The organism is Actinomycetota bacterium (assembly GCA_014360645.1).
In the GTDB taxonomy this organism is placed as follows: Bacteria; Actinomycetota; Geothermincolia; order Geothermincolales; family RBG-13-55-18; genus Solincola_B.
In genome coordinates, this window is sequence record JACIXD010000011.1 from 15,310 (window position 1) to 41,337 (window position 26,028).

The 26,028-nt window shown below is 65.5% G+C and carries 22 protein-coding genes and 1 riboswitch; of the genes, 4 read left to right on the forward strand and 18 right to left on the reverse strand.

Going from position 1 to position 26,028, the window contains the following annotated elements:
• Positions 1–176 precede the first annotated feature (176 nt).
• Entirely contained in the window at positions 177–770 is a 594-nt protein-coding gene (locus H5T74_10450) for a TetR/AcrR family transcriptional regulator (protein MBC7230793.1), read from the forward strand.
• A gap of 523 nt (positions 771–1,293) precedes the next feature.
• Entirely contained in the window at positions 1,294–3,705 is a 2,412-nt protein-coding gene (locus H5T74_10455) for a hypothetical protein (GenBank protein ID MBC7230794.1), read from the forward strand.
• Here the strand turns inward: H5T74_10455 and H5T74_10460 are convergent, their stop codons facing one another.
• The 6 genes from H5T74_10460 to H5T74_10485 form a co-directional block, all read right to left on the reverse strand.
• Positions 3,706–4,041: a transposase gene (locus tag H5T74_10460; GenBank protein ID MBC7230795.1), complete on the reverse strand. Its 336-nt coding sequence runs from the start codon at positions 4,039–4,041 to the stop codon at positions 3,706–3,708.
• 606 nt (positions 4,042–4,647) lie between these two features.
• The gene (gene tsaA, locus H5T74_10465) at positions 4,648–5,100 is read right to left on the reverse strand and encodes a tRNA (N6-threonylcarbamoyladenosine(37)-N6)-methyltransferase TrmO (protein MBC7230796.1); all 453 of its coding nucleotides are present in this window, start codon (positions 5,098–5,100) and stop codon (positions 4,648–4,650) included.
• Positions 5,101–5,210: 110 nt separating this feature from the next.
• On the reverse strand, positions 5,211–6,083 hold the full coding sequence (locus H5T74_10470) for an ABC transporter ATP-binding protein (protein MBC7230797.1): 873 nt from the start codon (positions 6,081–6,083) through the stop codon (positions 5,211–5,213).
• Positions 6,080–7,084, reverse strand: a complete 1,005-nt coding sequence (locus H5T74_10475; GenBank protein MBC7230798.1) for an iron ABC transporter permease — start codon at positions 7,082–7,084, stop codon at positions 6,080–6,082. Before H5T74_10475 ends, H5T74_10470 begins: the two co-directional genes overlap by 4 nt.
• Positions 7,085–7,223: 139 nt before the next feature.
• Positions 7,224–8,345 (reverse strand): iron ABC transporter substrate-binding protein, encoded by a 1,122-nt coding sequence (locus H5T74_10480; protein ID MBC7230799.1) that lies wholly within the window; start codon positions 8,343–8,345, stop codon positions 7,224–7,226.
• A 472-nt stretch (positions 8,346–8,817) separates the two neighbouring features.
• The gene (locus tag H5T74_10485; protein MBC7230800.1) at positions 8,818–9,423 is read right to left on the reverse strand and encodes a methyltransferase domain-containing protein; all 606 of its coding nucleotides are present in this window, start codon (positions 9,421–9,423) and stop codon (positions 8,818–8,820) included.
• A 538-nt stretch (positions 9,424–9,961) separates the two neighbouring features.
• Between H5T74_10485 and H5T74_10490 the strand changes: the two genes are divergently transcribed.
• Entirely contained in the window at positions 9,962–10,270 is a 309-nt protein-coding gene (locus tag H5T74_10490; GenBank protein MBC7230801.1) for a DUF2267 domain-containing protein, read from the forward strand.
• A gap of 144 nt (positions 10,271–10,414) precedes the next feature.
• Here H5T74_10490 and H5T74_10495 read toward each other — a convergent pair whose 3' ends face one another.
• From H5T74_10495 to H5T74_10520, 6 genes are all read right to left on the reverse strand, one after another.
• Positions 10,415–11,701 carry a terpene cyclase/mutase family protein gene (locus H5T74_10495; GenBank protein MBC7230802.1) on the reverse strand — a complete coding sequence of 429 codons (1,287 nt, stop codon included), beginning with the start codon at positions 11,699–11,701 and terminating at the stop codon, positions 10,415–10,417.
• Positions 11,702–11,913: 212 nt separating this feature from the next.
• Entirely contained in the window at positions 11,914–12,825 is a 912-nt protein-coding gene (locus H5T74_10500; GenBank protein ID MBC7230803.1) for an ECF transporter S component, read from the reverse strand.
• Positions 12,813–14,690 (reverse strand): ATP-binding cassette domain-containing protein, encoded by a 1,878-nt coding sequence (locus tag H5T74_10505; GenBank protein ID MBC7230804.1) that lies wholly within the window; start codon positions 14,688–14,690, stop codon positions 12,813–12,815. Before H5T74_10505 ends, H5T74_10500 begins: the two co-directional genes overlap by 13 nt.
• Positions 14,663–15,583, reverse strand: a complete 921-nt coding sequence (locus tag H5T74_10510) for an energy-coupling factor transporter transmembrane protein EcfT (protein MBC7230805.1) — start codon at positions 15,581–15,583, stop codon at positions 14,663–14,665. The genes H5T74_10505 and H5T74_10510 overlap by 28 nt, the downstream gene beginning before the upstream one ends.
• A gap of 4 nt (positions 15,584–15,587) precedes the next feature.
• Complete coding sequence (locus H5T74_10515) at positions 15,588–16,580, reverse strand: DUF4430 domain-containing protein (protein MBC7230806.1); 993 nt, start codon at positions 16,578–16,580, stop codon at positions 15,588–15,590.
• A 488-nt stretch (positions 16,581–17,068) separates the two neighbouring features.
• A complete protein-coding gene (locus tag H5T74_10520; protein MBC7230807.1) occupies positions 17,069–19,678 on the reverse strand; it encodes a PQQ-binding-like beta-propeller repeat protein in 2,610 nt (869 codons plus the stop codon).
• A 129-nt stretch (positions 19,679–19,807) separates the two neighbouring features.
• Positions 19,808–19,985, reverse strand: a riboswitch (cobalamin riboswitch).
• A 421-nt stretch (positions 19,986–20,406) separates the two neighbouring features.
• Here H5T74_10520 and H5T74_10525 point away from each other — a divergent pair.
• On the forward strand, positions 20,407–20,964 hold the full coding sequence (locus H5T74_10525; protein ID MBC7230808.1) for an HDIG domain-containing protein: 558 nt from the start codon (positions 20,407–20,409) through the stop codon (positions 20,962–20,964).
• 55 nt (positions 20,965–21,019) lie between these two features.
• Here H5T74_10525 and H5T74_10530 read toward each other — a convergent pair whose 3' ends face one another.
• The 6 genes from H5T74_10530 to disA all read right to left on the reverse strand — a co-directional run bounded on the left by H5T74_10530 (position 21,020) and on the right by disA (position 26,011).
• Positions 21,020–21,505 carry a 2-C-methyl-D-erythritol 2,4-cyclodiphosphate synthase gene (locus H5T74_10530; protein MBC7230809.1) on the reverse strand — a complete coding sequence of 162 codons (486 nt, stop codon included), beginning with the start codon at positions 21,503–21,505 and terminating at the stop codon, positions 21,020–21,022.
• Positions 21,477–22,205 carry a 2-C-methyl-D-erythritol 4-phosphate cytidylyltransferase gene (locus H5T74_10535; protein MBC7230810.1) on the reverse strand — a complete coding sequence of 243 codons (729 nt, stop codon included), beginning with the start codon at positions 22,203–22,205 and terminating at the stop codon, positions 21,477–21,479. Before H5T74_10535 ends, H5T74_10530 begins: the two co-directional genes overlap by 29 nt.
• Positions 22,206–22,208: 3 nt before the next feature.
• The gene (locus tag H5T74_10540; protein ID MBC7230811.1) at positions 22,209–23,273 is read right to left on the reverse strand and encodes a TRAM domain-containing protein; all 1,065 of its coding nucleotides are present in this window, start codon (positions 23,271–23,273) and stop codon (positions 22,209–22,211) included.
• 119 nt (positions 23,274–23,392) lie between these two features.
• On the reverse strand, positions 23,393–23,881 hold the full coding sequence (locus H5T74_10545; protein MBC7230812.1) for a CarD family transcriptional regulator: 489 nt from the start codon (positions 23,879–23,881) through the stop codon (positions 23,393–23,395).
• Positions 23,882–24,073: 192 nt separating this feature from the next.
• Positions 24,074–24,469, reverse strand: coding sequence for a DUF1573 domain-containing protein (locus H5T74_10550; GenBank protein MBC7230813.1), 396 nt, complete (start codon positions 24,467–24,469; stop codon positions 24,074–24,076).
• Between the two features lie 465 nt (positions 24,470–24,934).
• On the reverse strand, positions 24,935–26,011 hold the full coding sequence (gene disA, locus H5T74_10555) for a DNA integrity scanning protein DisA (protein MBC7230814.1): 1,077 nt from the start codon (positions 26,009–26,011) through the stop codon (positions 24,935–24,937).
• Positions 26,012–26,028 lie beyond the last annotated feature (17 nt).

A 26,028-nucleotide genomic window follows, 5' to 3' on the forward strand; every position in this document is an offset into this window, starting at 1 on the left:
CAGACCGGCGGCGCCTCCTGACACCTTTACTCCTGGTGAATGGAGATGGAGACCTCTTTATCCTGCATAACGCCCATCTGTTCACCCCCGTATTTGTTGACAAATCAATTTATAAGTGACAAAAATATATAAACCGTATGCACTCGTTCAGTTGGACGCGAAAAGGAGGACGCAAGTTGCCCAGACGCGACAAGAGAGCGGACATCGTCAACGCCGGAATACGCATCTTCTCCCGCAAGGGTTTCAACCGCTGTTCTGTCGAGGACATCCTGCAGGAGGCCCACGTCGCCAGGGCCACCTTCTACAGCTACTTCGACAGTAAGAAGGACCTCTTCGTGGAGCTAATCGACACCATCCTCAACAACATGTTCGAGATCGTCCTGCGGGAGTTCAACGAACTGCCCAACACCCTGGACGAGCTCAAGGAAAAGACCAAGAATGCCATCATCCAGCTCTACAACTTCTTCGCCGAGAACCTGGACTTTTCCGCCATCTACATCCAGGAGGTCATGGGCCTGAACAAGGAGATAGACTTCCGCATCGTGGAATGGCAGCAGCGTGTCTCCGAGCTGGTGAAGCTGATCCTCAACCGCGGCATCGAGATGGGCGTCTTCCGGCCGCTGGACGTGGATGTGGTCGCGGATATCGTCGCGGGGGCACCCCAACACCTCGGGCTCCATCTCTTCCTTTACAGGAAGGAAGTGGACATCCCGCGCGTGGCGGAGGCGATGGCCGACTACCTCATCTACGGGCTTGCCGCCCGAAGGTAACGGGGCTGCGTTTGTCCCGGTCCCAGGCTTGTCCCGCCAGAAGCAGGGACCGGTCATGTCCGAAGTCGCCTGAAGGTAACGGGCACGCGTTTATCCCAGTCCCTGTCCCAACCGCCCCAAGCCCGCGCGCCTGTGCCCACGCTAGCGTCACGGCGAAAGTGATGATGCCCTCTTCGGTCGTGATGGATCAGGGCATTCTATCCGGGCATGGCGGCGGAACCGTTGACGGAGAAACCTGGCCTCCTGTCTGCCCTTGACTTTGCTGCGCTTTCGTCCACTGTCGCAAATATGTGGACCCTTCCTGGGCCCACATATCCTGTCTGCCCTTGACTTTGCAGCGCTTTCGTCCACACTAAAACGGAGTAGTAGCGTGTTCTTTCACGGGTCGTTTCACGCGCCGGCTGCGAGCGGCTGCGGGGGAAAGGCGGCGGGGCCCGGGGGGAGAGGAGACCGGGAACCCCCTCCTCATCGTTGAGTCGGGACTGCTCAAAGGAAACGGCGACGGCGTTCACGGGAGGAAGCCATGGAGGAGGAGAGCGCTTTTCGTATCGCCTGCGTGCGGGAGGAGGATGGAACGGAGGTCGCGATCTACCTCGAGGAGTGGGAGGGCGAGGTCAGGGTCGCCGAGGCGCACGCCCCGGCCATCTCGGCATGGAGCGCCGTCTCGCGCCTGACCGGGGCTTCCGTATCCGACCTCATCGCCTGCGAGACGGGCGTCGAGGAGCTGGAAAAGGGGTGCTTCAGGGTCGCGCACACATTGCGCGCGCATCGTTCACTGCGGCTATCGTCCTGCACGGTCTCCTACCGCCTTGCCGGGGGCGCCAGGGAGGGTGGGTACCGTTTCGTCCCCCACCTCCATCCCGAGCCCGGCATGGTCGCCCCGGACCAGGTCTTCCGGTCTCCCTGTGCCATCCTGGAGGGCGAGACGGTCACCCTGGCCCTGGTTCCGGACCTGGAGGCGCTCGCAGCCCTGGGCGCGTCGGGGCTGCGCACCGCCATGGCTATGGAGGGCGACTCCCTTATCTTCGGGATAGCGGACCACCGCGTCAAGGGGCACGTATATTTCACCGCCCGTCGTTTACCATGCTTTTCCATACAGAAGGGTCAGGAGATAAGGCTGGTCTACCACCTCTTCGCCACCACGGGCAGCGGCGCCGACCTGCACCGCCGCGTCAACTCCTTCCTCTGGGAGAGGTACGGTCGCCCCCGTTCCCTGCGGCCCGGCCCCCAGGTCCTGCCCCTGGCGGAGCTGGCGGGACGCGCGGGGGAATGGGCGTTTCTCAACGACGAGAATTGGGTGGAGATGGAAATGGGAGGAAGGAGATGCGGCGGGGCTTATGCCTACAACATGAACTCGAAACATCCTCCCCTGAGAAAGGACCGCATTACCAACGCCGCCTTCATCTTCCTCCCGGATCTTTATGCCTGGATCCTTCGCTTCGGGGCCGCGCACGTCACCAGCCGGCCCTTCCTCTACCGCCTGCTGCGCAGGGTCCTGGGGTCAAACCCCGGAGCATCCCCGTCGGTGATCGAGTTCCAGAGCTGGTTCTGCAACCTGCGCACCGCCTACGGGGCTGCCTGGCTGGCGCGAGAGCGCGGGGACGGCGAGCTGGAACGCCGCTCCGCCCTGGTGCGTGAGCTGGCGCTGGCCTCTCCCCGCCCCCACGGCCTCTTCCCGGCCGTGCTCTACCTGGTGGGAGAGAGACAGGTATGGCGCGAGGGGACGCGCGGCTTCACCGTCCTCGACCGTTATCACCTCGCCGACAGCTGCACCACCGCTTTTCACCTCCTGGAGTGGCTTCGAGACCTGGAGGGCTGCCCTGGAAACGCGGCCCCCGCGGAAGCCGCCCGGGGTAGCGCCGCGAACAGCTCGGAGGCACTGGAAGCCTGCCGCGAGCAGGCGCGCGCCGTCATGGACCTGCAGCTCCCCAGCGGGGCCTTTCCCGCCTGGGTATCCTACAGGAAGGGGAAAGCGGCGGTCGATCCCTGTCTCGCGGAGAGCGCGGAGTCGGCGCCGGCAGTGATGTTCCTGGCCTTGCTGGCCTCCCTCACGGGTGAGGAGGAATATCTTGCCAGCGCACGATCCGGGGGCGATTTCCTCCTCCGCGAGGTGGTGAATCCCAATATATGGTACGATTACGAGGCCTTCTTCTCATGTTCGCCGAAGCGGGTGGGATGGGTGGACCCGCGCAGCGGCTGCCGCCCCGAGAACACCATGTGTATGTACTGGACGGCGGCGGCGTTCCTACACCTTTACCGCGCCGCAGGCGAGGAGCGCTACCTGGAGGCCGGCCGACGCGCCCTCGACCGCCTCCTCGCCTACCACCAGGTATGGAGCCCCCCCTTCCTCTCCATCGACGCCTTCGGGGGCTTCGCCTCCCAGAACACCGACGCGGAGTGGAACGACGCCCGCCAGGGTCTCATCGCCCCCCTGCTCATCGACTATTATCATGCTACCAGGGAGCGCGAGCTCTTCGAGCGCGGGGTCGCGACCCTACGCGCCTGCTTCACCACCATGTACCTGGGGAAGGAGCCTTATGTGCCCCTGCGCCCCTCGGTCAGGGGAGCCATCGAGGAGAACTACGCCCACTTCGGCTATGATGTCCCCACCCCCGGGTATCTCATGCTGGACTGGGGGGCGGGGTCCTCCCTGTATGCGGCGGCCCGCATCCTGCCCTCCCACGGGGACGTATTCGTGGACCTTCCCGCGGGGTGCGCCTTCGGCATCGACGGCTGCGCGGTGCGCAATTTCAGGCGAGAGGGCGACGGGGTGAGCCTGGACATCGAGGACCTGCTCGCCTCGCCCCGCGAGGTCCTGCTGAGGTTCAGGCTGGAGGATGACCGGCCCCTGGGCCTGGCGGTCAACGGGCGGGAGGTGCGCAAGTATGCTGCCGACGAGCTCGCCCGCGGCGTACGCGTCATGCTGGCCCCCTGATCACAAGGATGCAACAGGGGCTGCTGTTCGGCCGCATATCTCACACGCCATATCGGTCGGGACCGATAGCGTCAAGAGATCTGTGTCCACAGACTTGCCTTCCTCTCCTAACACCAAGCCACTGAATCCCCTGAGCCTCCTCTGCCGTAGCCTCTCGTTCTCGGTCTTAAAGATAAGATAGAGAACGGATATGAGGCTTTCCTCCGAGGAGAAGGCCTCTATGGTCTTGGCCCGCCGCTTTATCTCCTTGTTGATCCTTTCCAGTCGGCTGGTGGTGTAGATGCAGGGGCGCACCTGCTCCGGATACTTTACAGGAACAGTCAGCGGGAAGGCCACGCCTCCACCGCCGCCCCCCCGACTACTACCTGGCCGAGGGCTGCACCGGCTTCGGCTTCACCGCCTACATCCTCATCCAGAACCCCCAGGAAACGGAGACCGAGGTCAGCGTCTCCTACCAGGCCGCCTCGGGCCCGGTGAAGGTTCCCTCCTTCTGGGTGCCCCCAAGTCCAGGAGGACCATCTGCGTCAACGGGACCACCCCCATCCTCAGCCCCGACCCCACCTTTTCCACCTACGTGCACGGCTCGGCTCCCACCATCGCCGAGCGGGCTATGTGCTGGAACGCCAGGGGCACCGACACCATGGGGGGCTACGCGGACGAAGGCGATCACCTCGGAGGCGGGGGGGCACGCATGGCCGCGCCTCGCCCCTCCTGGCCCATGCGCAGGCGGAAATTGCATATCCACTCACCCGGTCCTCGGTTAGCTCCCACTCCCCGGTGTCGGGGTCATAGCGCTATACGCCGTGCCCGTTGGTGCCGACGTGGACGCGCCTTCCCATGCTGGCTGACTCTCCACAGGGCTCAGCCTTTTTACGGCGGATGGCTTGGAAGAGCTTCATGGTCTCCCGTACGTCGCCCATGCGCCCGCCCAGGAGGTGATAGCTATTCGTTCCCGCCGTTCTCGCCATTATCTTCCTCGAACCAGCCGATGACGGCGTCGGGAACGGAATCTATCCTCGCGCTGTAGGGCTTGATGTCCACGATGGCGCTCCCATCCACGGCGTCCAGCCCGCGCACCACCAGGCGATTCCCCTCGCGCCGCACCAGCTCCACCACGCAGAACTCCACCGGGTTGGGCCGCGAAGGCGAGCGGCAGGCGAACACTCCGCGTAGCTCCGGCCCCCAGGGGGTGACGGTCTGGAGCGCGTCGCGGTCGGCAAGATGTCCCCAGTAGAGGAGGATAAGATAACGCGACGCTTCCACATCCTTGAGCCCGGCGGCGTATCGATCGAAGACGCAGAGCTCCGCCTCCCGGTTCGAAAAACGTCCCTGGAAGGGAGCCTCATCCATGGAACGAAAGGGCGACCTTATCACCCCGATGGGCTTGAGCTCCATGTCGCCCCGATCCCCGTTTACCTTACCTGTCTCGCCCGCCATCTCCGTTTCTCCTTTTCTCATCCATGCCCGCAGCAGGCCGAGGAAGGCATTGCCTGTCTCGCCCGCCATCATCGGCCCCCCTCCCCCCCAGCCGCCTTTTCAGGCTCCAGCGACCCAGAGCGACCATGGCCCTGGAAGCGGTCTCTCTCCTCCCCCCCGCAAGTCTTTCCGTCACGGCAGCAAGCGCCCAGCGGCACCACCATCTTTACGCCTTCACACGTCTCCAAAGCCACCTTTACGCCGTAGACCGTTTCCATGCTCTCCTCGTCGACGACCTCCGGCCCGCCGCAGGCGACCACGGAGCCCTCTTTCAGGAGGATGAACTTGTGGGAAAAACGCAGGGCGAGGTTGACGTCATGGATGGCCATCAAAGCCGCGATTCCCCTCTCCGCTACCTCCCTCTCCAGCGTCTCCATGACCTCGAGCTGATTCCCGAGGTCGAGGTTGCTGGTGGGCTCGTCCAGCAGCAGGAAGACCGGCTCCTGGGCCAGCGCCCTGGCGATCACCACCTTCTGCAGCTCTCCCCCGCTGAGCTCGTCCAGGTGACGCAGGGCGAGGTGCTCAAGCTTGAGCCGAGTTATCACCTCCTCCACCACCCTGAGGTCACCGGTACCCGCCGCCCAGGCGATATGCGGCCTGCGGCCCATGAGCACGGCGTCGAAGACGGTGAGCCTGCCGCCGGCGCCGTCCCTCTGGGCCACGTATCCCATGCGGCGCGCGACCTCCATGCGGCCAAGGCGCAATGCGTCCTCGCCCGAAAGGAACACCGCCCCATCACTTGGACGCAAGGCACCCAGGATGCATTTGAGCAGAGTGCTCTTACCCGCCCCGTTGTTTCCCAGAATGGAGCATATCTCGCCCCTTGCGATATCAAGAGAGACCGATTCCAACACCGTCCTCGCGCCGTAGCTGAAGGTAACGCCCTCGACCGCGAGCATCAGGCCCTCCTGTATCCCTTGGCCAGCAGGTAGAGGAAAAGTGGAGCCCCCATGAAGGAGGTGATCGCTCCCACCGGGAGCACCACCGGGGCGACCACCGTCCTGCTCAAGGTATCCGATGCCAGGAGCAGCAATGCCCCCATGGCGCACGCGCCGGGTAGGAGGAAGCGGTAGTCGCTCCCGATGGCACGCCGCACGAGGTGCGGGCTCACCAGCCCCACGAAGGCGATGATTCCCAGGAAAGACACCGCTACCGCGGTTATCAGCGAGGCAAGGAACATCCCGGCCATGCGCGTGCGCGCCACGTCCACCCCCAAGCTCCTGGCGGTATCGTCTCCGCTCACCAGGGCATTGTAGTTCCAGCGGTTGAGGATGAAATAGGCGGCGGCGGGAAGGGTGATTGCGGACATGATTCCCAGTTCCTGCCATGATGCCCTCCCTATGTCTCCGAAGGTCCAGAAGACGATGGAGGCCACCTGTACGTCGCTGGCGAAGTACTGCGTGATCACCGTGCCGGCGGAGAAAAGCGACCCGAAGGCTATACCCGCCAGGACCATGGCCTCTGGCGATATTCCCTTGTACCTCGCCAGCAGGAGCACGGCCAGGGTGGCGGAGATGGCGCCGGCGAAGGCGGCAACGGTGACCAGGTAGGGGTTCCTGATGAGCACCGCGTCGGCGCCGGTGCTCTGCACGCTCCCCGCTCCCATGGCCACGATGGCAAGGGCTGCGCCGAAGGCGGCCCCCTGGGACACGCCTAGGGTGTAGTCGGAGGCAAGGGGGTTGAGGAGCACGCCCTGCATGACGCAGCCCGCCACCGAAAGACCGATGCCGGCCACCACGGCCGCCAGCACGCGTACCAGCCTTATGTGGATGACGATCTGCGCGGTTCTTTGGTCCGCCTGTCCGGTGAGTGCCCGCAGCACCTGCAGGGGAGAGACGTCGGCTGAACCCAGGGTCATGGCGAACACGCCCAGCGCGAGGGTCGCCGCGACCAGCGCGGCCATGAAAAGAGTCCTGCGCCTTGTGTAGGAAAGGTAGGCGCTCTTCACCGACTCCGCGGTCGCCGTATCCACCGATCTTCACCCTGCCCTATCCGCGCTCACGCCGTCTTTCTCCGTTCCATCCACCGCCGTGTTCCTCTCTCTAGAGGGAACCCAGGTCGATCTTCTTGAAGCCCCCGAAATCGGCGGCCATGCGTTCGTATAAAGGCTTGCCGAGCAGGAATGCGAATATCTCGTCCGCCTTTTTCGCGGGGTCGATGTCCTCGAAGGCCTGCGGGAACATGGTCTTGCCCATGAAGTAAGCGTCGGCGATGGCGGTGTCGATGTTGGTGGTGTAAAAGTTGTACGGCAGATAGCCGAAGAGCCTGCCCTCCTTCACCGCCCTGAGGGTGTTGTAGAAGCCGGGGTTGCCTGAATAATCCTCCATAACCATCTGCAGTCCGGACTCGTCGATGAAGATAATGTCGGGATCCCAGGCTATCAACTGCTCCTTGTCGATCATCACGCTGCCCTTGCTGCCCGTCTCGTCCACCACGTTGACGGCTCCGACGGAGGCCAGGGGCGGGAAATTACCCTGGGTGCTCTCGATGCCGTGGGTCCCCTTCATGCCTATGCCGCCAACATAAACACGCGGTTTCTCCCCTTCCGGGATATCCGCGGTGCGCTTCCTGAGGTCGTCGCGGCAGCCCTTGATATACTCGATCGCCTCGTCAGCCCTTTTCTCCTCCCCGGTGATCTCCCCGATCAGGGAGAGGGAATCGAAAACCTCCTGGTCGAAGGTGCCGAGCTGACCGTAGCTCAGCACCACCACGGGGATGCCCGTTTTCGACTGCAACTCGTCAGCCTTGGCCGCGTCCACCAGGTAGGCCACGAATATGACGTCCGGATCCACGTTTAACAGCATCTCGGGGTCTGGGGTGGAATCCGGCCCTCCCTGTCCGATCACCGGGAGGTCGAGCAGTTCGGGATGGGCGATGATGTACGGCCTGCCAGTGGACCACTGCTTCTCCATGTTCTCGATGCCCACCACCTTGTCTGCGCAACCCGTATAACAGACCAGGCGCAGGGCACCGGGACCGATGGCCGCGACTCTCTGCGCAGGCGCGGTCACCTCGACTTCGCGACCCGCAAGGTCGTTTATCACCTTGATCTCCGTCCCTGAAGCCTTTTTTTCTCCACCCTCGCAGCCGCAGCTGAAGAGCGCCAGTGCGGCGAGAACGGCCGCCGTCAGAAAGACGAGGGTCGTGGCATGTCTCTTCTTCATCTCTTCCTCTCCTTTCCCGTCAGTCTCGCTCCTGTTCCCTTTACCGCTCACGACTGCCATGAGCGCTATGTCTTCTCTCCCGTGTCTTCCGCCGCTCGTGCTCACTTTCGGCATTTGCCGACCCTTTGGTGGGATCCATCCCGCTCTTCCGGTCCCGGGGATGGATCATGCGGGTATCGAAAATGCCGCGTCTTCCCGTTCCTGGCGCGGGCGGATAAATATTGCCTCCGCCCTCCACGGCGTTTCGCCTCCCCAGCCTGCGCCTCTGGCCGGTGTTCTTCCCGCTATCGCGTTTCTTCCCCCTTTCCCGCACGGAGAGATGACGTCACGCCCCCACACCAAGACTTTGGGCATCCGTCTCACCTCCGCTCTTTACGCCCTGAATAAAGGTGAGGGCCGTCCATGGACAGCCCACGCACGGCCCCCGTCATGCATGAGAAAGGCTCCAGGCCTTATCTCCGTTTCTTCCACCTCAGACCCCGGGCTTCCGCGCCCGCAGCAAGAACATGTCCTCGCCGTCATGGACGGAGACCTCCGCGAAACCGGCGGCCTCGAAAAGCTCCTCCATCTCGCCTATGCCGGGGATCAAGTCCAGGCCCACCTCGCCGCCGATGAAGCGGTGCAGGGCGTTGACCTCCTCGCGGCTCTCGTTGTGGCAGACCGTGACCCTGCCGCCCGGTTTGAGCACCCGGAAGATCTCCTCCGCCGCGCCCCGCTTGTCGGCCACGTGGGGAAAGCAGTTGTGGCACACCACCTCGTCGAAGGAGCCGTCGAGGAAAGGAGTATCGACGATATCGGCGTGAATGTATTCCAGATTGGGACCGCGATGCTTTTCGCGGGCGATGACCAGCATGCGCTCGGCGATGTCCAAAGCGGTGACGTGCCCATCCTCGCCGACGGCTTCCAGCAGCCAGGGGATGATGAGGCCGGTGCCGCACCCCGCGTCGAGCACCCTGCTGCCCGGCCTGATGCCCAGTCCGCGGACGATGCGTTCACTCACCTCTTTCCTCCGGGCGTCGCCGTGCTCGTCCCAGCTATCGGCCCTGCGGTTGAAGAACTCGCGAACCGCCGTCATCATCTTCCGTTCTCCCCGTTTTCCTGCCTCCGGACCGCTCCCGTGGAGCGTCGCTCTTCCGGCAAAACAAAAACCACGAAGGCCGCAGCCTTCGTGGCCACAATCGCTACCGCTTATCGTCTTACTTACCGGTGGCGGTTTCTTGCCGCCCTTCATGCGTTCCAGGCGATTTTCATTATAGGGCAACGCCGTTTGCTGCCGCAACCCGATTTGTCACCTCGCTACGTAGCGCATATATACGTCCCGCCCTCGCCTCCCTCACCCCGCCTGCCGGGAATTCCATCGGTGCCGGGTGACCTGATGCCTGGCGGCACCTCGCGCAATGGGGAAGGGAGTTCGATCGGCCGGTCAATCGCTGCGCACACTTGCGTCCCGCCCTCGCCTCCCTCACCCCGCCTGCCGGTCATCCGTGCGCAGCGCAGCGCCGCTAGGGGGTTCGCCCTGCCGCCATGCCGCGCTCGCGGTATTCAAGCGCCGCGCGGCGAAGCCACGCGCTTCAAGCCGCCCATTCCTGGGAATAATCCATATAGGAGGGGGATGGGTGAAGCGGACGAAAAGAGGGGGTGACGACATGGACCGCAGGGAACTTCTCACCAAAGTGAAGGAGGAGGCGGGCCTCGCCAGCCTCAGGCAGGCCGACGGAGCGGTACGGGTGGTCGTGGGCATCCTCAAGACCCTGCTGCCGGAGGAGACGGCCGCCGCGGTGGAGGGAAGCCTCCCCGACGACCTGCGTGAGGGCTGGAGGATGGTGCAGCCGTATCCCGCGGACATCCTGGAGCGGGAGGACATGTACTTCGAGGGCTCGGCGGGCGAGGAGACCAGCGAGACGCCCACCATCACCCACGGTTGAAAAGCGGAAAGCGCCGGCGGGAAACGCATCAGAAGATCTCCCCGTTCCTCTCGTACCACGGGCGGCGGCGCGGCCTCCGGGGGAGGGGGCGGTGAAGCCCGCCGTCATCCACGGCTGAGGGAAGGTCCCGGCGGATGAAGCATGTCACGCGGCATCTTCTTTCCTGTTGCGCCACGGGCGGCGGCGTGAGAGCCACCAGGACAGGGGAACGAGGAGCGCGACCGCGGCGGCCGCGGCCAGAAGCAGGACCGGGACCCCACCCTTCTCCTCCTCGGCCTTTCTGCCGGCCGCTTCGACTTCCCCTTTTTCCCCCTCCCCGCCTCCGCTCCCTTCCTCCGCCGGGAGTTCTTCTTCCGGGACGGTGCCCTCGGCCGCCTCCGCCCCCTCTCCGGCCCGGCCTTCTTCCCCCGCGGCTGCTTCTCCCGCCTCCCCCCTGCCGCCGCCCGCCGAATCGGCGTTGCTCCTTCCGCCATTGCCCGGCGCGGACTGCTCGCCTCCCCCGGAGGGCGAAGAAGGCCGGAAGGCGGCCACGGGAAAAGGTTTGCCGGCGAGGGCGCAGACCGCGTAAGAGGTGGTCCACACCGGGTTCATATCCCTGCCCCTCATCCAAGAGAAGCTCCCGTCCGCTCCCTGCATGGACCGCAGGAAAGAGAGGGGGGTGTTGCCTCCTTTTGACCACGCGCTCCCTCCGGGATCCTGCCCCACCGCGATGATGGCCTGCACGCACCAGGAGGTGGCGGCGCTGTCCGATGCGCCGGACTGGAAGGAAAAACCTCCGTCCTGGTTCTGGACGGCGTGCAGGTGGGAGAGCGCGGAGGTGATGGCGGGGTCGCCGGCGTCCACCCCCGCCGCCCTCAGGGCCATGATGGACGCGGCGGTCATATCCGGGTTGCTCGCCGCCCCCGGGCTGTTGCCCCAACCCCCGTCCGGATTCTGCGCCCCGCGGTGCCACTGCACCGCCCCCGCCGGCACGGCCATCCCCGCCGCGCGGTACGCCAGGATCCCGAAGGCGTTGGAGTTCACCGCGTCGCCGATGTTTCCCGCCGCGCCCTGAAAGGACTGCACCCTGGCCACCAGGTCCATCCCCGCGAAGGAGCGCGGGTCCTCTCCCGCGGCGGCCACCGCGAGCAGGGTGCGCTGGTAATCGGTCACGCTGCGCCAGTTTCCGGACTGCGTGGCCAGAAAATCGAGGGGAGATTTTCCGTTTTTGCTGACCCCGCGCACGTCCACTCCCGCGGCGGCCAGAGCCATGATGCACCAGGCGGTGGTGGCGTCCTGCCCCGTATCGCCCCGTCCGGGCTCGCGGAAGCCGCCGTCTGCGGCCTGGTTGGAGAGTATATAGGAGATTCCCTCGGAGGTGCCCGCGCGCGCGTCGTTCCCCGCCCCCCAAACGGCAAGCAAGAGCAGCGGCGCCACGAGAGTTGCTGTCACTATTTTCCATCTACACGCCAACTTCACCACCTCCAAACGGCCGCCATACGGTCATCATGTCCTCGAAAAGAGCACGTTCCCGGCGGCCCCGGCGTCGACCCGTCCCGGTTCCTTCCGTGAGGGCCCTCTCCCTTTTTCGCGTCCGCGGGACGGGTCATGCCATCTCCGCTCTCGACGACACACGGCGCCATTCCTTCCTCCTCTGTTTTTTTTCACCTCGGTTTTCCCTTTTTCGCGTCCGCGGGACTGACCTCTTCGCCGCCCTCCGCCTCCACCCGTGCGTCGCTCCTTTTTCCCTCTGCCCCTTCAAGGACGAGGAGGTCCGCGGCGCGCGGGACATCCGCGCCCTCCGCCTCCACCTCGAAGGTCACGGAGAAACGCGCGTGGAAACGCGAGAGCATGGTGATCACCGGCCGCGCCAGCACCGTGGAAAAGAGGAGATTCCCGGCGGCGTGGAAGAAGTCGAACCAGAAGCTGGAAACGCACGCCGCCACGTAGCTGCGCAGGGTGAGGGGATGGACGAAGGAGAGCCAGAACCAGAGGTTCATGAACCAACCGAAGATAAAGCCCCAGACCGTGCATGTCGCCCGCACCGCCCGCAGACGGGCCCTCTCGCTCCGCGGCCATGCGGTGAGCGCTCCCGCGGCTCCCGCCCCTCCCCATGCCAGCATCTGCCATGGGGTCCAGGGGCCGTGGCCGAGAAAGAGGTTGCTCAGGAGAGCGATGAGCGCGCCGGTCATGAAGCCCGTCTCCGCGCCGAATACGTGTCCGGCGGCCAGGGCGATGAAGGTGGCCGGCTGCACGCCGGGGACGGCCGCGAAGAGCACCCTTCCCGCCGCGCCCGCCGCCGCAAGCGCGCCCACCACGGCAACCTCTCGCGCGCCGTACCCCCCCTCCTCGAAACGGATGAAGAGCACGGCGAGCAGGATCGCAGCGAGCAGCAGCGAGTCCAACGACCACCCGTCGAAGGGCGGGACTCCCTTCACGCCCAGGAACACCAGGGCAGCGGCCAGGCACAGCAGGGCATACCTCGCGTATCTCGCGAGAACATGCCGCCCACCGCGTCCCGGCGCCGCGGCATCATTCCCTGCGCGCCTCATGCCTGCCGTTCTTATCCTGCCCATAAGCGGCTCAACTTCTTCAGGGCGGTGACCGCCTCATCTTCCCGCAGCGCCTGCACGCCGAAGCCGTTCAGCAGACGGTTGACCTGAGGAGAAAAAAAGAGGGATTCCCCCAGGACATCGGGGGTGGATCCCGCGGCGACGATGGTGCCGTTGCCCATGATCGCGGCCTTTTCCGCCAGCGAGGCCGCGAACTCCACGTCGTGCGTCACCACCAGCGCCGTGCCGCCCGATGCGCGATAGGCGCGCAGTGCCTCCACCACCTCGCGCTTGTTGCGGTGGTCCAAGCCGCGCGTGGGCTCGTCCATCACCAGCAGCTCCGGCAGGGGCGGGAGCATGGCCGAGGCCAGGAGCACCTTCTCCCGTTCCCCGGTGCTGAGGTCGAAGGGATTCCTCCGTGCCAGGTGCGCGACCTCCATGCGCTCCAACTGCTCGTCCACGGCCTTCTCGGCCTCCCCGGAGGCGTACCCTCTCAGGCGCATGGTGCGCAGCAGCTCCTCGCGCACCGTGGGACACACGAAATAGGAACCGGGGTTCTGGGGGCAGTACCCCAGGCGCGAGGAGAGGGTCGGAAGGCGTTCCCGGGAAGGGGACTCCCCGAACAGCGCAACCCTGCCGCGCGAGGGGTCCAGGAGGCCGAGGAGGCAGCGCAGGAGCGTGCTCTTCCCGGCCCCGTTCTCTCCCAGGAGGGCCATGGCGTCGCCCGTACGCAGGGAGAGGTCCAGGCCCTTCAGGGCCTCGAGTCCCCCCGGATAGATCAGCCAGAGACCGCGGGCGAGCAGCAGCTCCGCCGCCCCGCGGCCGTTCACGGCTTCCTCCATGCTCCTCGGACGTCGGCGCCTCGCGCGGTCTCCCGCGGCATCCCCCGGGGCGCTCGCCCCTCCGCGGAGCACGTCCTTGAAATGATCGGGCGGGAGAAGCCGCGGCGAGCTACCGGAGCCGGCGGGTGAAGGTGTGCGCTCTCCTCCTCCGCCTCCCGCCGCCCACGGCACCCCGGAGGCAGAGGAGCAGGCGTAACCGCTCACACCCGCATGCAGCGCGCCGCTTTCCAGCATCCGGGCCAGGGCCCTTCTCCCCTCCACCACCGTCAACGGCACTTCCCTCCATCCCGCGCGCGCGAACACCCTGGACACGGGAGGGATGAAGTCGTCGTCGTGTGCGGCGCACCACGCCGCCGCCTCGCGGGGTCCGCCGTCGAAGAGCACGCGGCCCCCCTCCATGTACAGCACGCGCGTGGCGTGGTGGTAGCAGCGCTCCAGGCGGTGCTCGCACATCACCACCGTGGTCCCCGCCTCCTCGTGCAGGCGCCGCACCAGCGTCAACAGGTCCTCGGCGCTGACGGGATCGAGCTGTGATGTGGGCTCGTCGAGGGCCAGCACCAGGGGATGCATGGCCATCACCGAGGCCAGCACCGTCTTCTGCTTTTCTCCCCCCGAGAGCTCAGGGATGAAGGAGCGGCGCAGGCGCGACAGCCCCAGCCCCACCAGCATCTCCTCCGTCCTCTTACTGATGACCGCGGGCGGCAGTCCCGCGTTCCGCATGCCGAAGGCGATCTCTCCCTCCACGCTGGTGCTGACCAGCTGCCCCTCCGCGTCCTGGAACACCATGCCCACCACCGCGGCGAGCTCACGGGTCTCGCACCTGAAGGCATCGCGGCCGGCCACGGTGACCCTGCCTTTTATCCTCCCTCCGTGGAAATGCGGGACCAACCCGTTGAGCAGACGCAAGAGGGTGGTCTTTCCGCAACCCGTGGGACCGGTGAGGAGGATGAACTCCCCTCGCTCCACCTCGAGGTTGACCTCCCTGAGGGCGGGGTCCTCCTCCCCCGGGTACCAGTAGCTCAGATCCGCGATCTCCACCAGTGCCATTTTTTCCAGCTCCCACAGACGGCGAGTATGGCGGCGAATGCGGCGGTCAGCAGAGCCCATGACGCGAGGTCGGCCTCCGTGAACGGATTGGCAGGGGATGGAAAGAAACGGTACCCGCCCCCACCCCGCAGAGAGGCCAGGACCACGGAGCCCGTGACGGTAAGCGAGACACCCGCGGCCACGAGGTCCCGGGGGCGGAGGCGGCGGCCCCCTGCGCGCGTCCGCCCCCGGGACCCGAAGCCCCTGGCGCTCATGGACTCCGCGATGGAGGCGGCGCGGTCGAGAGCGCCCTGAAAGAGCGAGAGCAGCAAAGGTAGGTGCGCCCTGGCCCTCGCCAGCCGCCCGCCGCCCCGCAGAAGGTCGCCGCGCGCAAGCTGTGCGTCCCTCATCTCCCCCGCCTCCACCACCATGCTCGGGTAAAGGCGCACCGCTAGCGCCGCGGAGAGGGAAGAGCGGAATGAGAGCCTGGAAAGCAGTTCCAGGAGGTCATCCGGGTTCACCGCCAGGGTCACGAGGGAAAACCCCGCCACCACCGTGAAGAGGCGGACGCCGGCGGCCAGGCCGTAGAGCAATGCCTCCAGGGTCAGGTTCAGCTTCCCCCAGAGGGGGAAGGAGGGTCCGTAAACGAGCACGTGCTCGCCCGCGCTGTTCACCAGGGGGTTTATCAGGGCCACCAGCAGTCCCATGTACGCGGCGGCGCGCAGGAGAGCCCTACCCTCCCTCAACACCTCCGCCTGCCAGAGCAGGGCGAGCACCGAAACGCACAAGGTGGCGGTGTAGAGGGGGTTTTCCAGCACCAGCGCAGCGGTCACCGCCGAGGCGGCCAGCGCCAGCGCCGCCAGGGGGTGCAGGCCGTGGAGGAGGGTGTCCTTGTAACGGTAAACTGGCAGCATCCCTTCAACTCCCTTCCGCCGGCAGGAGCATAGTATTGCCTCCCGCGAACACCACCACCGCGGGGACCGGTCGGGGCTCGCGCAGGTCTTCATCCAGGAAATGGTCGAGGAGGGCACGCAGCCCCGCCGCGTCCGAGCCGGCGAGCACGAGCGCCGACGCCCCCTCACCGAGCCTCAACCCCAGGCACTGGGCCAGGCCCACCGATCCCACCGCGCTTCCGGCCGCTTTTCCATCCCCGTCCAGGATGCGTATCTCCCCGCCATCCCAGTAGGCGAACATACCCGCGAGGGCGCGGCTTTCACATGCTTCCCTGGCCATGTCGTTTACCGCCAGTTCCTCCCACGTGCCCGCCAGCACGGCATATTCCCCCCTTCCGGGCCTCCACTCCGCGTCCAGCTCCACGACGCCGCAGGGAGCCCGCGTGCGCGAGGCCAGAAATCCCGCCACCCGCTCCCCCTCCTCCCATGACCCGCGGGCGCAGGCCACCGTAACCCTCTCCGGGGCCCCGGCATAGCCGTGCACGAAGGGCTCGGGGAAACATCCCGCCAGCGCGGGCGTGAACATGGCATACTCCCAGGAATGGAAGTCGAAGACCAGCCAGTCGCCCTCGCGCACCTCGTAAGCGCCAGCGCCCACCTCAGCCATCTGGCCGTTGACGTAGAAGAACCAGTCCTTCTTTCTGCCCGCTCCGCCCTCGTACTGCGAGGCGATGCCGTCCACGGCCTGGATGAAGCCTCCTCCGTAGGCCGTCTCCACCTCCGCCACCGCCCGCAGCGCCTCCATGGCGCTGGAGCCCTCCCTCACCCCCAGGCTTACGTCCTTCAGGGTCTCTTTCCCGAAATCCGCGCACACCGTGATTCTTATCGCGGTCTTTCCTTCCCGCGCGTTCCACGGCATGAAGGCACAGCCCCGCACCAGGAAGAAAGCGGTCAGGATGACCAGCGCCGCCGCGGCGCCGCGCCATGCCGCTCGCGCCGGCCTTTCCCTCTTGTTCATGCTATGCCTCCCGCAAAGGCCTCGACGACCAGGAAAGGCGAGTCCTTCGCCGATCCCGGCCCGCTTTACGTCTCTTTCCGGCGGCGGCAGGGTACCGCCGTCTCCGGTCCGCGGCGCCCGCCGGCGCCTTCCCCGCTGCGCGTCCCGCTCCATCTGGCAAAAAATACCTTGTACGGGAAAACCGGGAAGGCGGCATCCGTCCTCATACGCCTTCCCGCTCGGCCGCCGCCCTTTACCGGCGCGCTTCCCCGTCTCCCGCTTCTTGCCCTCCGGACAAGCGGTCGGGCGGGGAGGCTCTATGCCTCCCCGCCCCGCCGGCCGGGGCCGGCTTGGTCGACCGCGAGGTCAAGTGGGACCGCTGACCCGGAAGATCCCGGCGGCCCGCCTCGCATCGGGGCATGCGAGGACTCCGTCTCCCGCCCTCAGATCCCGTCCCGCATGTCCTGAGGCGAGCCGCACGAACTCGTTGTCGTCTGCCTGTTCTCCTCCTAATAGATATCGCTCAGGGTGGCGGCCCTGGTGCAGTGACCGCCGGTCCAGTTGTGGGCGCCCAGTCCCTGGTAGTCGAAATACATGGCTCTCTCCACCACTACCCCCCGGTCGGAGGTGACGGCATAGGCACGCTCCACCGGCTCAGAGCTGGAAAGCGGGATGGTGAAGCGGCGGCCGGCCGGGACCGTGTATTCCTCCGCCTTGCCGTCCCCGAAGAGCGGGGTCACCTTTACCGCCGCATCCTCCTTGCCGGGGTTGGATATGCATATGTACTGGTCGAAATGGGCGTCGGTGTATCCCTCCGCGAGACACCAGTAATTGCTGGGAATGGATGCCCCCACGACGCAGGAGCCTCCGTCCCGGGCGCCGCGGTAGTTGAAATACACGGGCCTTTCCGCCAGCACCGGCCGCGCCGACCTCACCGTCATCCCCAGCTCCCTGTTCTCCCCGGCCTCGAGGTTGACGCTCAAGGTACGCCGGGTGTGCGCCTCCACCCTGTACCTCTCCGTCCGGGGCTGCCCGTCCTGGTAGAGATAGGTGACGTCGACATCCGCGTCCTCGTCGCCGGGGTTGGCCAGGCACAGCCACTCCTCGAAGCCCTCGCCGGTGTAGCCCTCGGCGAAATACCAGCTCGTGCTGGGACTCGGCGCCCCCGGCACGCAATGACCTCCCGTCCATCCATGGGCTCCCATTCCCTGGTAGGAGAAGTACATGGGGCGCTCCGCCACCACGGGGCGGTCGCTCTCCACGGCAATGGAGACGTCCCTGCCCTCCCCCGCCTCGCGGTTGACGCTGAAGGTGACGCGGCGGTTTCCGGGCACGTAGTATTCCTTCTGCAGCGGCTCTCCCTGGGGGTAGATGTAGGAGACCCTGACGGTGGCCAGGCGGTCGCCGAAGTTGGCCAGGCACAGCCACTCCTCGAAGCCCTCGCCGGTGTAGCCCTCGGCGAAATACCACCTGGTGAGGGGCTCGTCAGCGCCCACCACGCAGTGGCCTCCCGTCCAGCCGTGGGACCCCATTCCCTGGTAGGAGAAGTACACGGGGCGCTCCGCCACCACGGGGCGGTCGGAGACCACCTTTATGGACACCTCCACGTCCGATCCCACCGCGCCCTTGACGTCCACGGTGGTGCGGGTGCCCGCCGTCACCTCGTAGTCCACCGTCTTGGGGTCCCTCTCCCCGTTGAAGAGGTAGGTGACCCTCACGGTGGCGTCGTCCTCCGGGTCCGTTCCGGGATTGGCCAGGCACAGCCACTCCTCGAAGCCCTCGCCGGTGTAGCCCTCGGCGAAATACCAGTCGTAGGAGGAGGGCCTGTATTCCTCGTAGGCGTAGAGGCGGCCGTCGGCGGTGGTATAGACCAGGCCGTTGGCCACCACGGGATCGCCGCCGCCCTTCTCCTGCACGTACCACAGCTCGCTGCCCGTATAGGCGTCCACGGCCCCCACGCCTTTGTTGTGCGCCCAGGCCGTGGTATCGAAACTCCCCGCGTAGAGGTAACCCGTGGCGGAGGATAGCACGCAGTTGCCGTTGTAGGCGCCCCAGTTGGGGTTGTCCCACACCAGCTCGCCCGTGTCCCGGTCGAAGGCATAGAAGTGGTTGCCCCCCACGGAGTAATCGTTGCCGCACACGAAAAGGGTGCCGCTGTTGGCGTCGATGAGGGGGGTGCCCGAGGAGCCCCAGATGGACTGCTTCCACACCTGAACGGCCTCGTCGCCTTTATCCTCCACCCGGTAGAGGCTGCTCATGGGACCGCCATATGCGAAGTCGCTGAAGTAGAGATCGCCGTCCTCGAGGGCGATGGAGCCGGCGACGTCGAAGTCCGCCTTGAACTCCCATTTCTTTACAGGAGACGCCCCGGACACGTCCAGGCAGTGCACCTTGCCGTTCACCGGGCTTCCGAAGGCGGCGTGCTGGGGCAGATACAGTCTGTTCCCGGCATCGTCCACCCCCGGAGCGCCGATGGCCGAGGAGCCGGGGTCGAGGTCGTAGCCCCAAAGCACGGCGCCGCTGGCGGCGTCCAGCCCCAAGTACCTACCGTAGATGTAATCGCCCAGCACCACCACCCTGGTGCCCGCCGCGTTGGAGTACATCACCGGGTCGCTGATGATCACGGAGTCGCCCATGGGAGCGCCGGCGGGGGTGATGTCGGCAGCCCAGAGCACGTTCCCGCCGTTCTGGGCGTCCAGGCAATAGACCCTCTTGCCGCAGCCGATATACACGCGTCCCCGGTCATAGAGGGGCCGCGCCTTGGAGCCCATGCCGCCCGCCCACTCCAGGTCCTTCTGCCAGAGAAGGGAGCCGTCCGCGGCATCCAGGGCCACCACGCTGCTGTCCTCCCCCGGGGGCATCCAGGGATCGTTCCCGGCGAAGAGGTAGGCCACGCCGTCCACGATACAAGGTCCGGTGCCGTCCTTGATGCGGTAATCGGCGCTCTCGAAGACCGGCGCCGCGCTCTGAGCCGCCGCGACCTCTCCCAGGGAAGCTCGCGGCGCGAAAGGCGCGCCCGGGAGCGCCAGCGCCAGGGCCACCGCCAGCGTCGCCGCGCCCAACAGCCACGATCTTCCTGCCCCGCAGAAAATCCTTCCGCTTCCGTTTCCCGCGACCATTCCTTACCTCCTTCGGCTCCTTTCCTCCCCGCCGCCCGCCGTCGATCGCCGCCGCGGGAAACAAAAATCTCCACTCTCGTCGCGAGAGAGGAGATCTTATTTCCCGTCAGGTTCCCTCTGATGCGGAGAGCTTGCTGACTCCCGCCGGATAGGTCTTCTGACTCCCGGATCTTCGTTCCGCCCCTCCTTCCCGGCCTGAGCCAGTGGATCACTGGGGCTTCGCTCCCCGGTCACAGCGGCGCTACCGTGTCGGATTCACACCGACTTCCCTTTTATCCCTTTCGGGATCCGGCAGGCATGTTCTTCTCTTTTCAAATGTCCCGAACGTCACCATGCTAGCACGCCTGTCAAGGGGGGGTCAAAATCACGCCTTTCGCTTCGTATGCCAGACGTAATTTCATGGGTCGCTGATCGAGCATTCTGGAGATCGCCCCTTTCCTCTTGTCGAACTTGCCTGGCTTGTCCGGATGACGGGGTGGTCCCTCGGTCCATCCCTCAACTCGAGAGCGCCTACCGGGACGATGCGGCTTACCCTTGCGGAAAAAGAGATCTCGGGGTCTCTTGAAGATGAGCGCCTTCAACCATACGAGAAGCACCGACGCACGGCCGGCAGCCGGGCCGGTTCGACCGCCCTGGCCGAGGGATGGCGGTGCTGGCGGAGGGCTATGTAAGATGAAGGCGTCCGCTTTGCATTCAGGTCAAAGGAGGACGAGCAGATGGAGGTGGGCATGGAGCGGGAGGAGGCACTCGAACTGTTGCACGCGAACCTAGCGTCCGACAGCCTGCGCAAGCACTGCTACGCCACCGAGGCGGTGATGCGCCGGCTGGCGCGCGAGCTGGGGGAGGATGAAGAGCTCTGGGGTCTGACAGGGCTGCTGCACGACCTGGACCTGGAGATCACGGACAACGACATGCGCAGGCACGGCGAGGTCGCCGCCCGCATACTCGAGGAAAGGGGCGCGCCGCCGGAGATGGTGGAGGCGGTGCGCATGCACAACGCGGAGGGATTGGGGCTGGGAGAACGCACGTCGGTCCTGCAGAACGCCCTCGCCGCCGGGGAGACGGTCACGGGCTTCATCGTGGCCGCCGCGCTGGTGAGGCCGGACAGGAGACTGGCTGGCGTCAAGGTGAGTTCGCTGCGCAAGCGCATGAGGGAGAAAGCCTTCGCGCGTGGTGCGAGGAGGGAAGTGATCATGGAATGCGAACCCGCGGGGCTCGATCTGGACCGCTTTCTGGCGCTGGCGCTGGAGGCCATGCAGGAGACGGCGGATCGCCTGGGATTGTGAGTCCGGATGCGGGAAACCCCGAGCCGAGATGAGAGCCCCGTGACGGAGAACCGGCTCAGGTCGCCGGCTTCTGCAGCAGCACCGTGGCCATGGCGGCGATGCCCTCGCCGCGCCCCGGAAAGCCCAGACCCTCGGTGGTGGTCGCCTTCACCCCTACCCGCTCTAGTTCCACCCCCATGGTGAAGGCAAGGGCCTCCCGCATGCCCTGGATATAGGGAGCCAGGCGCGGCTCCTGCGCCACCACCACACAGTCCGCGTTCACCACGCGGTACCCCTTCTCGCGCACCATCCCCACCACCTCTTCCAGGAGCACCAGGCTGGATATGCCCTCGTAGGCGGGGTCGTGGTCCGGGAAGTGCTCCCCTATGTCCCTCTCTCCGCACGCGCCCAGGAGGGCGTCCATGAGGGCATGGGTAAGGACATCCGCGTCGGAGTGGCCCGCCAGGCCCCGGGAATGCGGGACCACCACCCCTCCCAGCACCAGCCTTCTACCCTCCTGAAAGGCGTGGGCATCAAATCCCAGGCCCGTCCGGAACGACAACCTCCAAACCCCCTTCCTCGAGCAGCGCCTCCGCCAGGACAAGGTCGCGGGGATAGGTGATCTTCAGGTTGGTCAGCTCCCCCTCGACCACCCGCACGCGGTACCGGTATCTCTCCAGGAGCGCGGCGTCATCGGTGGCCCAGACCCCCTCGCGGAAGGCACGCTCGTGCGCGTCCTGCAGTGCTGCGGAGCGGAAACACTGCGGGGTCTGCACCGCCCACAGCCGCCTGCGTTCCGGGGTCCTGATCACCCAGCCCCCCTCCACCTCCTTTATGGTGTCCACCACCGGGATCGCGGTTATCACCCCCTCGCACTCCCAGTCGGTCAGGGCTCTGATGGCGCGACTGAACAGCCCCGGGGTGGCGAGGGGCCTGGCGCCGTCGTGCACCACGATGATCTCCGCGCGTGAACGCAGCGCGCGCAGGGCGTGGAAGACCGACTCCTGTCTCCACTCCCCGCCCTCCACCACCGCCTTCACCTTTCCCAGGGCGTAACGGCTCACGATCTCTCTCTCCGCCCTCGCGACGTCCTCGGCGTTGACCACCAGGACGATCTCCTCAACCTCGGGCACCGCCGCCAGGTTGAGCAGGGAGCGGGCGAGCACCGGGATCCCGCCCAGGGACAGGAACTGCTTCCCCTCCTTGTGCCCTATCCTCTCGCCGCGACCCGCCCCGGCCACCACGGCCACCGCTCCGGCCATGATCTATCCCTCCTTGAGCGAGGAGAAGATCATCCTCCCCGCCGGCGTCTGCAGGATACTGGTCACCACCACGTCGACCTTGCGCCCGATGTGCTTCTTTCCCCTTTCCACCACCACCATGGTCCCGTCGTCGAGGTATCCCACTCCCTGGCCCTGCTCCTTCCCCTCCTTGATGAGGGTGAGGGAGACGGATTCCCCGGGAAGCACCACCGGCTTGAGAGAGTTGGCGAGCTCGTTGATGTTCAGCACCCTCACCCCCTGCAGCTCGGCGATGCGGTTAAGGTTGAAATCGGTGGTCATCACCGGCAGGTCGAGGCCCCTGGCCAGGGTGATGAGCTTGGCGTCCACGCCGGAGAGGTCGGGGAAGTCGCGCTCCTCTATGCGCACCTCCACACGCTCCTGCCTCTGCAGGGCGTTGAGCACGTCCAGGCCGCGCCTGCCGCGGTTGCGCCGCAGGGGCTCCTCGGAATCGGCGATGGACTGGAGCTCCTCGAGGACGAAGCGCGGCACCAACAGCTCCCCCTCCAAAAAGCCGGAACGGCAGATGTCGGTGATGCGGCCGTCGATGATCACGCTGGTGTCCAGGATGAGCGCGGGCCGCGGTCTTTCCGCCTCCTCCGGCCTTGCCTGGGGCTGGCGAGAGCCGCGGAACAGGCTGAGGATGTCGTCTTTCTTCTGCACCGCGATGATGTATCCGATCACCCCGCAGAAGGTATAGAGCACCAGGGCGAAGACCCACCCCGGATAGGAGCGGAAGAGTATGATCGAGGGCAGGAAGGCGATGAGGAAACCGGCTATGATACCGACCGCTCCCATGAGGATGTCGATGCCGGGAACATCCTGGATGGCGACCTCGAAACGGTTGAGAAGTCTCGCCAGGTATCTCCCGGCGGCTCCCCCGAGCACGAATCCCAACCCCACGCAGACGATGATGGATACGATGAGGCCGACAAGATAATAGGTCGAGTCGAGATCGTGCAGGTATTGCCTCTCCAGCAGCTGCCCCAGCTCATAGCCCCCTATCCCTCCGACGAACATGAAGATCAGCCGGACGACGAGGACTACCATGGATCAACCCTGCTTCCGCTTCGGCGGCGCAACCCTCCCTTCTCCGTTATTCCCCCGGGCGGATGATGAAAGATGATGGAACCCGGGGGTCCCTCTCGATTATAGCGCAAGGCGGGCGCTCAGGAAGAGGATGAGGAGAAAGCCTCCTCGATCATGCGCAGCGCCTCCTCGGCCTCCACCCTCACCGCAAAAGCCAGCTCGCTGGCGAGGATCTCCCGCGCCTGGACGAGCATGCGCTTCTCGCCGCTGGAGAGACCCTTCTCTCTGTCCCTGAGGGTGAGGTTGCGTACCACCTCCGCCACCTGGAATATGTCTCCACTGCGCAGCTTGTCCCGGTTCTTCTTGTAGCGGTGGTTCCAGTTGCTGGGCATGGGGCTCTGCTCATCGCCCAGGATCCCGAAGACCTTCTCCACCTCTTCTTGGCCGATCACGCTGCGCAGGCCTATCTCCTGCGAGTTCTCCGCGGGAACCATCACCTTGAGGTTGCCCTGGCACATCCTGAGGACGAAATAGGTCTTTTTCTCTCCCTCCACGTCCCGCTCGGAAATGCCCTCGATGACCCCCGCTCCATGGTGAGGATAGACTACCACATCTCCGACGCGAAACATCCTCATCACCTCACAGGCCTCTCGGGCTTCCCGGCATAACCCTGACGCACGAAAAGCAGCCCTTGCGTTTCGTCATCTGCGGGGGTTGCTGATGCGCGGTCCAGGCTTTCCGGGCAACAACCATCCTTCGCTGTCAGATCTCATAACCAAACGGACGCCAACGCCCGCCGCCCGGGCCTGGAGTCACATCTCTTAGGTGAGGCTGTAGACTCCGAGGGTGCTAATGCGGTCGTTCTCCCTCTCCAGCACGCTCTTGAGGTCCAGGTCGAGCAGGCAGCAGGTAGCCGCGAGATAGAACATGGCGTTGCCCAGCTCCATCTCGATGACGTCGGCGCAATTGGGGCAGAGCTTACCCTCGATGTGGCTCTTGACGTAGTTGGCCACCTGGGAAAAAGTCGCTTCTTCCGGCAGTTCCTGTTTCCTTGCCTCTATGCTCAAGCAACCGCAGCTGGTGACGGTCTTCGCCAGGGCGCGGTTTATCCTGGTCGCGGCATCCTGGAGCTTGGTCATGACGTCGAGGATACTGCGGTTGCGGACCAGTTGCTCCGATACAGTTTTCTGAAACTCCGCGCAATCCGCTTCGCGCATGTTCTCCTCCCCAACTTCCGGCTAGGATAATTATAGGTTTGGCTCTTCCGGGGTGTCAAATCAGCGAAGCGAGCCGTGCCGCCGGTTGATTATTATCCATATAATGGCAGAACGGACGCGCGTTTCAACGAGTCCTGTCGCCGGAGACGGTCACCGCACGGGATAGGCCTGTATGGAAGCGAAAAAGAAGCCTTCGGCGCGGACGATCGACCCGGGAGGCGGCTCTTGCCCGTATCGCCCCCGGCGAAGGATCCTCAACAGGGCCGCAGACCGTACGGCAGCATCGGTCGTTCCGTCGAGCAAGGGCCTTGTGTGAGGGCTCGCTCATCCTCCCACCCGGGATCCGCACGCGAGACGTGAGGCAGGATGCCTCCTTTTCCGCATGGATGAAGCGCTGTGGCGACCCGGCCGGGGGACCCCTTCACTCGACGGGAAGGATGTGGGCATGCAGGAGCATGCCTTTTCTCAGGTGTAGCGCTCCAGCAGCGAGGACTCGGCGATGCGCCGCAGCCCCTCCTTGATGGCGCGGGCTCGCACCTTCCCCACGCCCTCCACCTCGTCCAGCATCTTCTCCGAGGCCTGCATGATGTTGTGCATGGTCTTGAAGTTCCTCACCAGCTTCTCCACCACCGAGGAGGGAAGGCGGGGTATGCGCTCCAGCATGCGGTATCCGCGGGGGGAAAGGGGGCGGTCCATCTCGTCGTGGGCCCCGGAATATCCCAGGGCCTGCGCCACGCTGGTCAGCTGCAGGAGCTCCTCGTCGCTGAGGTTGGCGAGGCTCCTCTCCACCGCCTCCACCGTCTTCCCGCGCTCCTCCACGCGGTAATCGCGGATCACGTTCCTCTTCTCCCTCTCCACCCCGAACATCAGCTCTTCCATCTGCAGCTCCACGAGACGGCCTTCCACCCCCAGCTCGGCCAGGTAGGCCTTTATCTCCTCCGCCAGCCTGCGCATCATCTCCGCCCGCTGCAGGACGCTCGCCACGTCTTGCAGGCTCACCAGGTCCTCGAACTCCAGCGCGCTCAGGGTTGCGGATACCTGGTCCAGGCGGGTCTTGTATTTCTCCAGGGTCTGAAGCGCTTGACTTGCCTTGCTGATGAGCACGCGCACAGAGAGGATGACGTGGCTCCAGTCGTCCTTGTACATGGTGACTCTTTCCATGCGCTCGGAGACCGCGATGACCAGTTTGCCAGTCTGCTTGGCCACCCTTTCCGCCGTGCGGTGGCGCGTGCCGCTCTCCCTGGTGGGGATGGACGGGTCGGGCACCAGGTGCACATTGGCGAAGCGGATTCGCGACAGTTCCTCGTCCAGTACCACGGCGCCGTCCATCTTGGATACCTGGAAGAGGTTGGCAGCCGAAAAGGTCCAGTTGAGCTCGACCCCTCCGTCCACCACCTTGAGGACCTCCTCGCTGTCGCCCACCACTATAAGCGCCCCGAGGTGCGAGGACATGAGCCGCGCCAGAGCCTCGCGCAGCTCCGTCCCGGGCGCGATCAGCCGCAGGTATTCCAGGTAGGCCCTGTCCTTGCGATAGTCGTCCATGTGCCTTCCGTCCACGG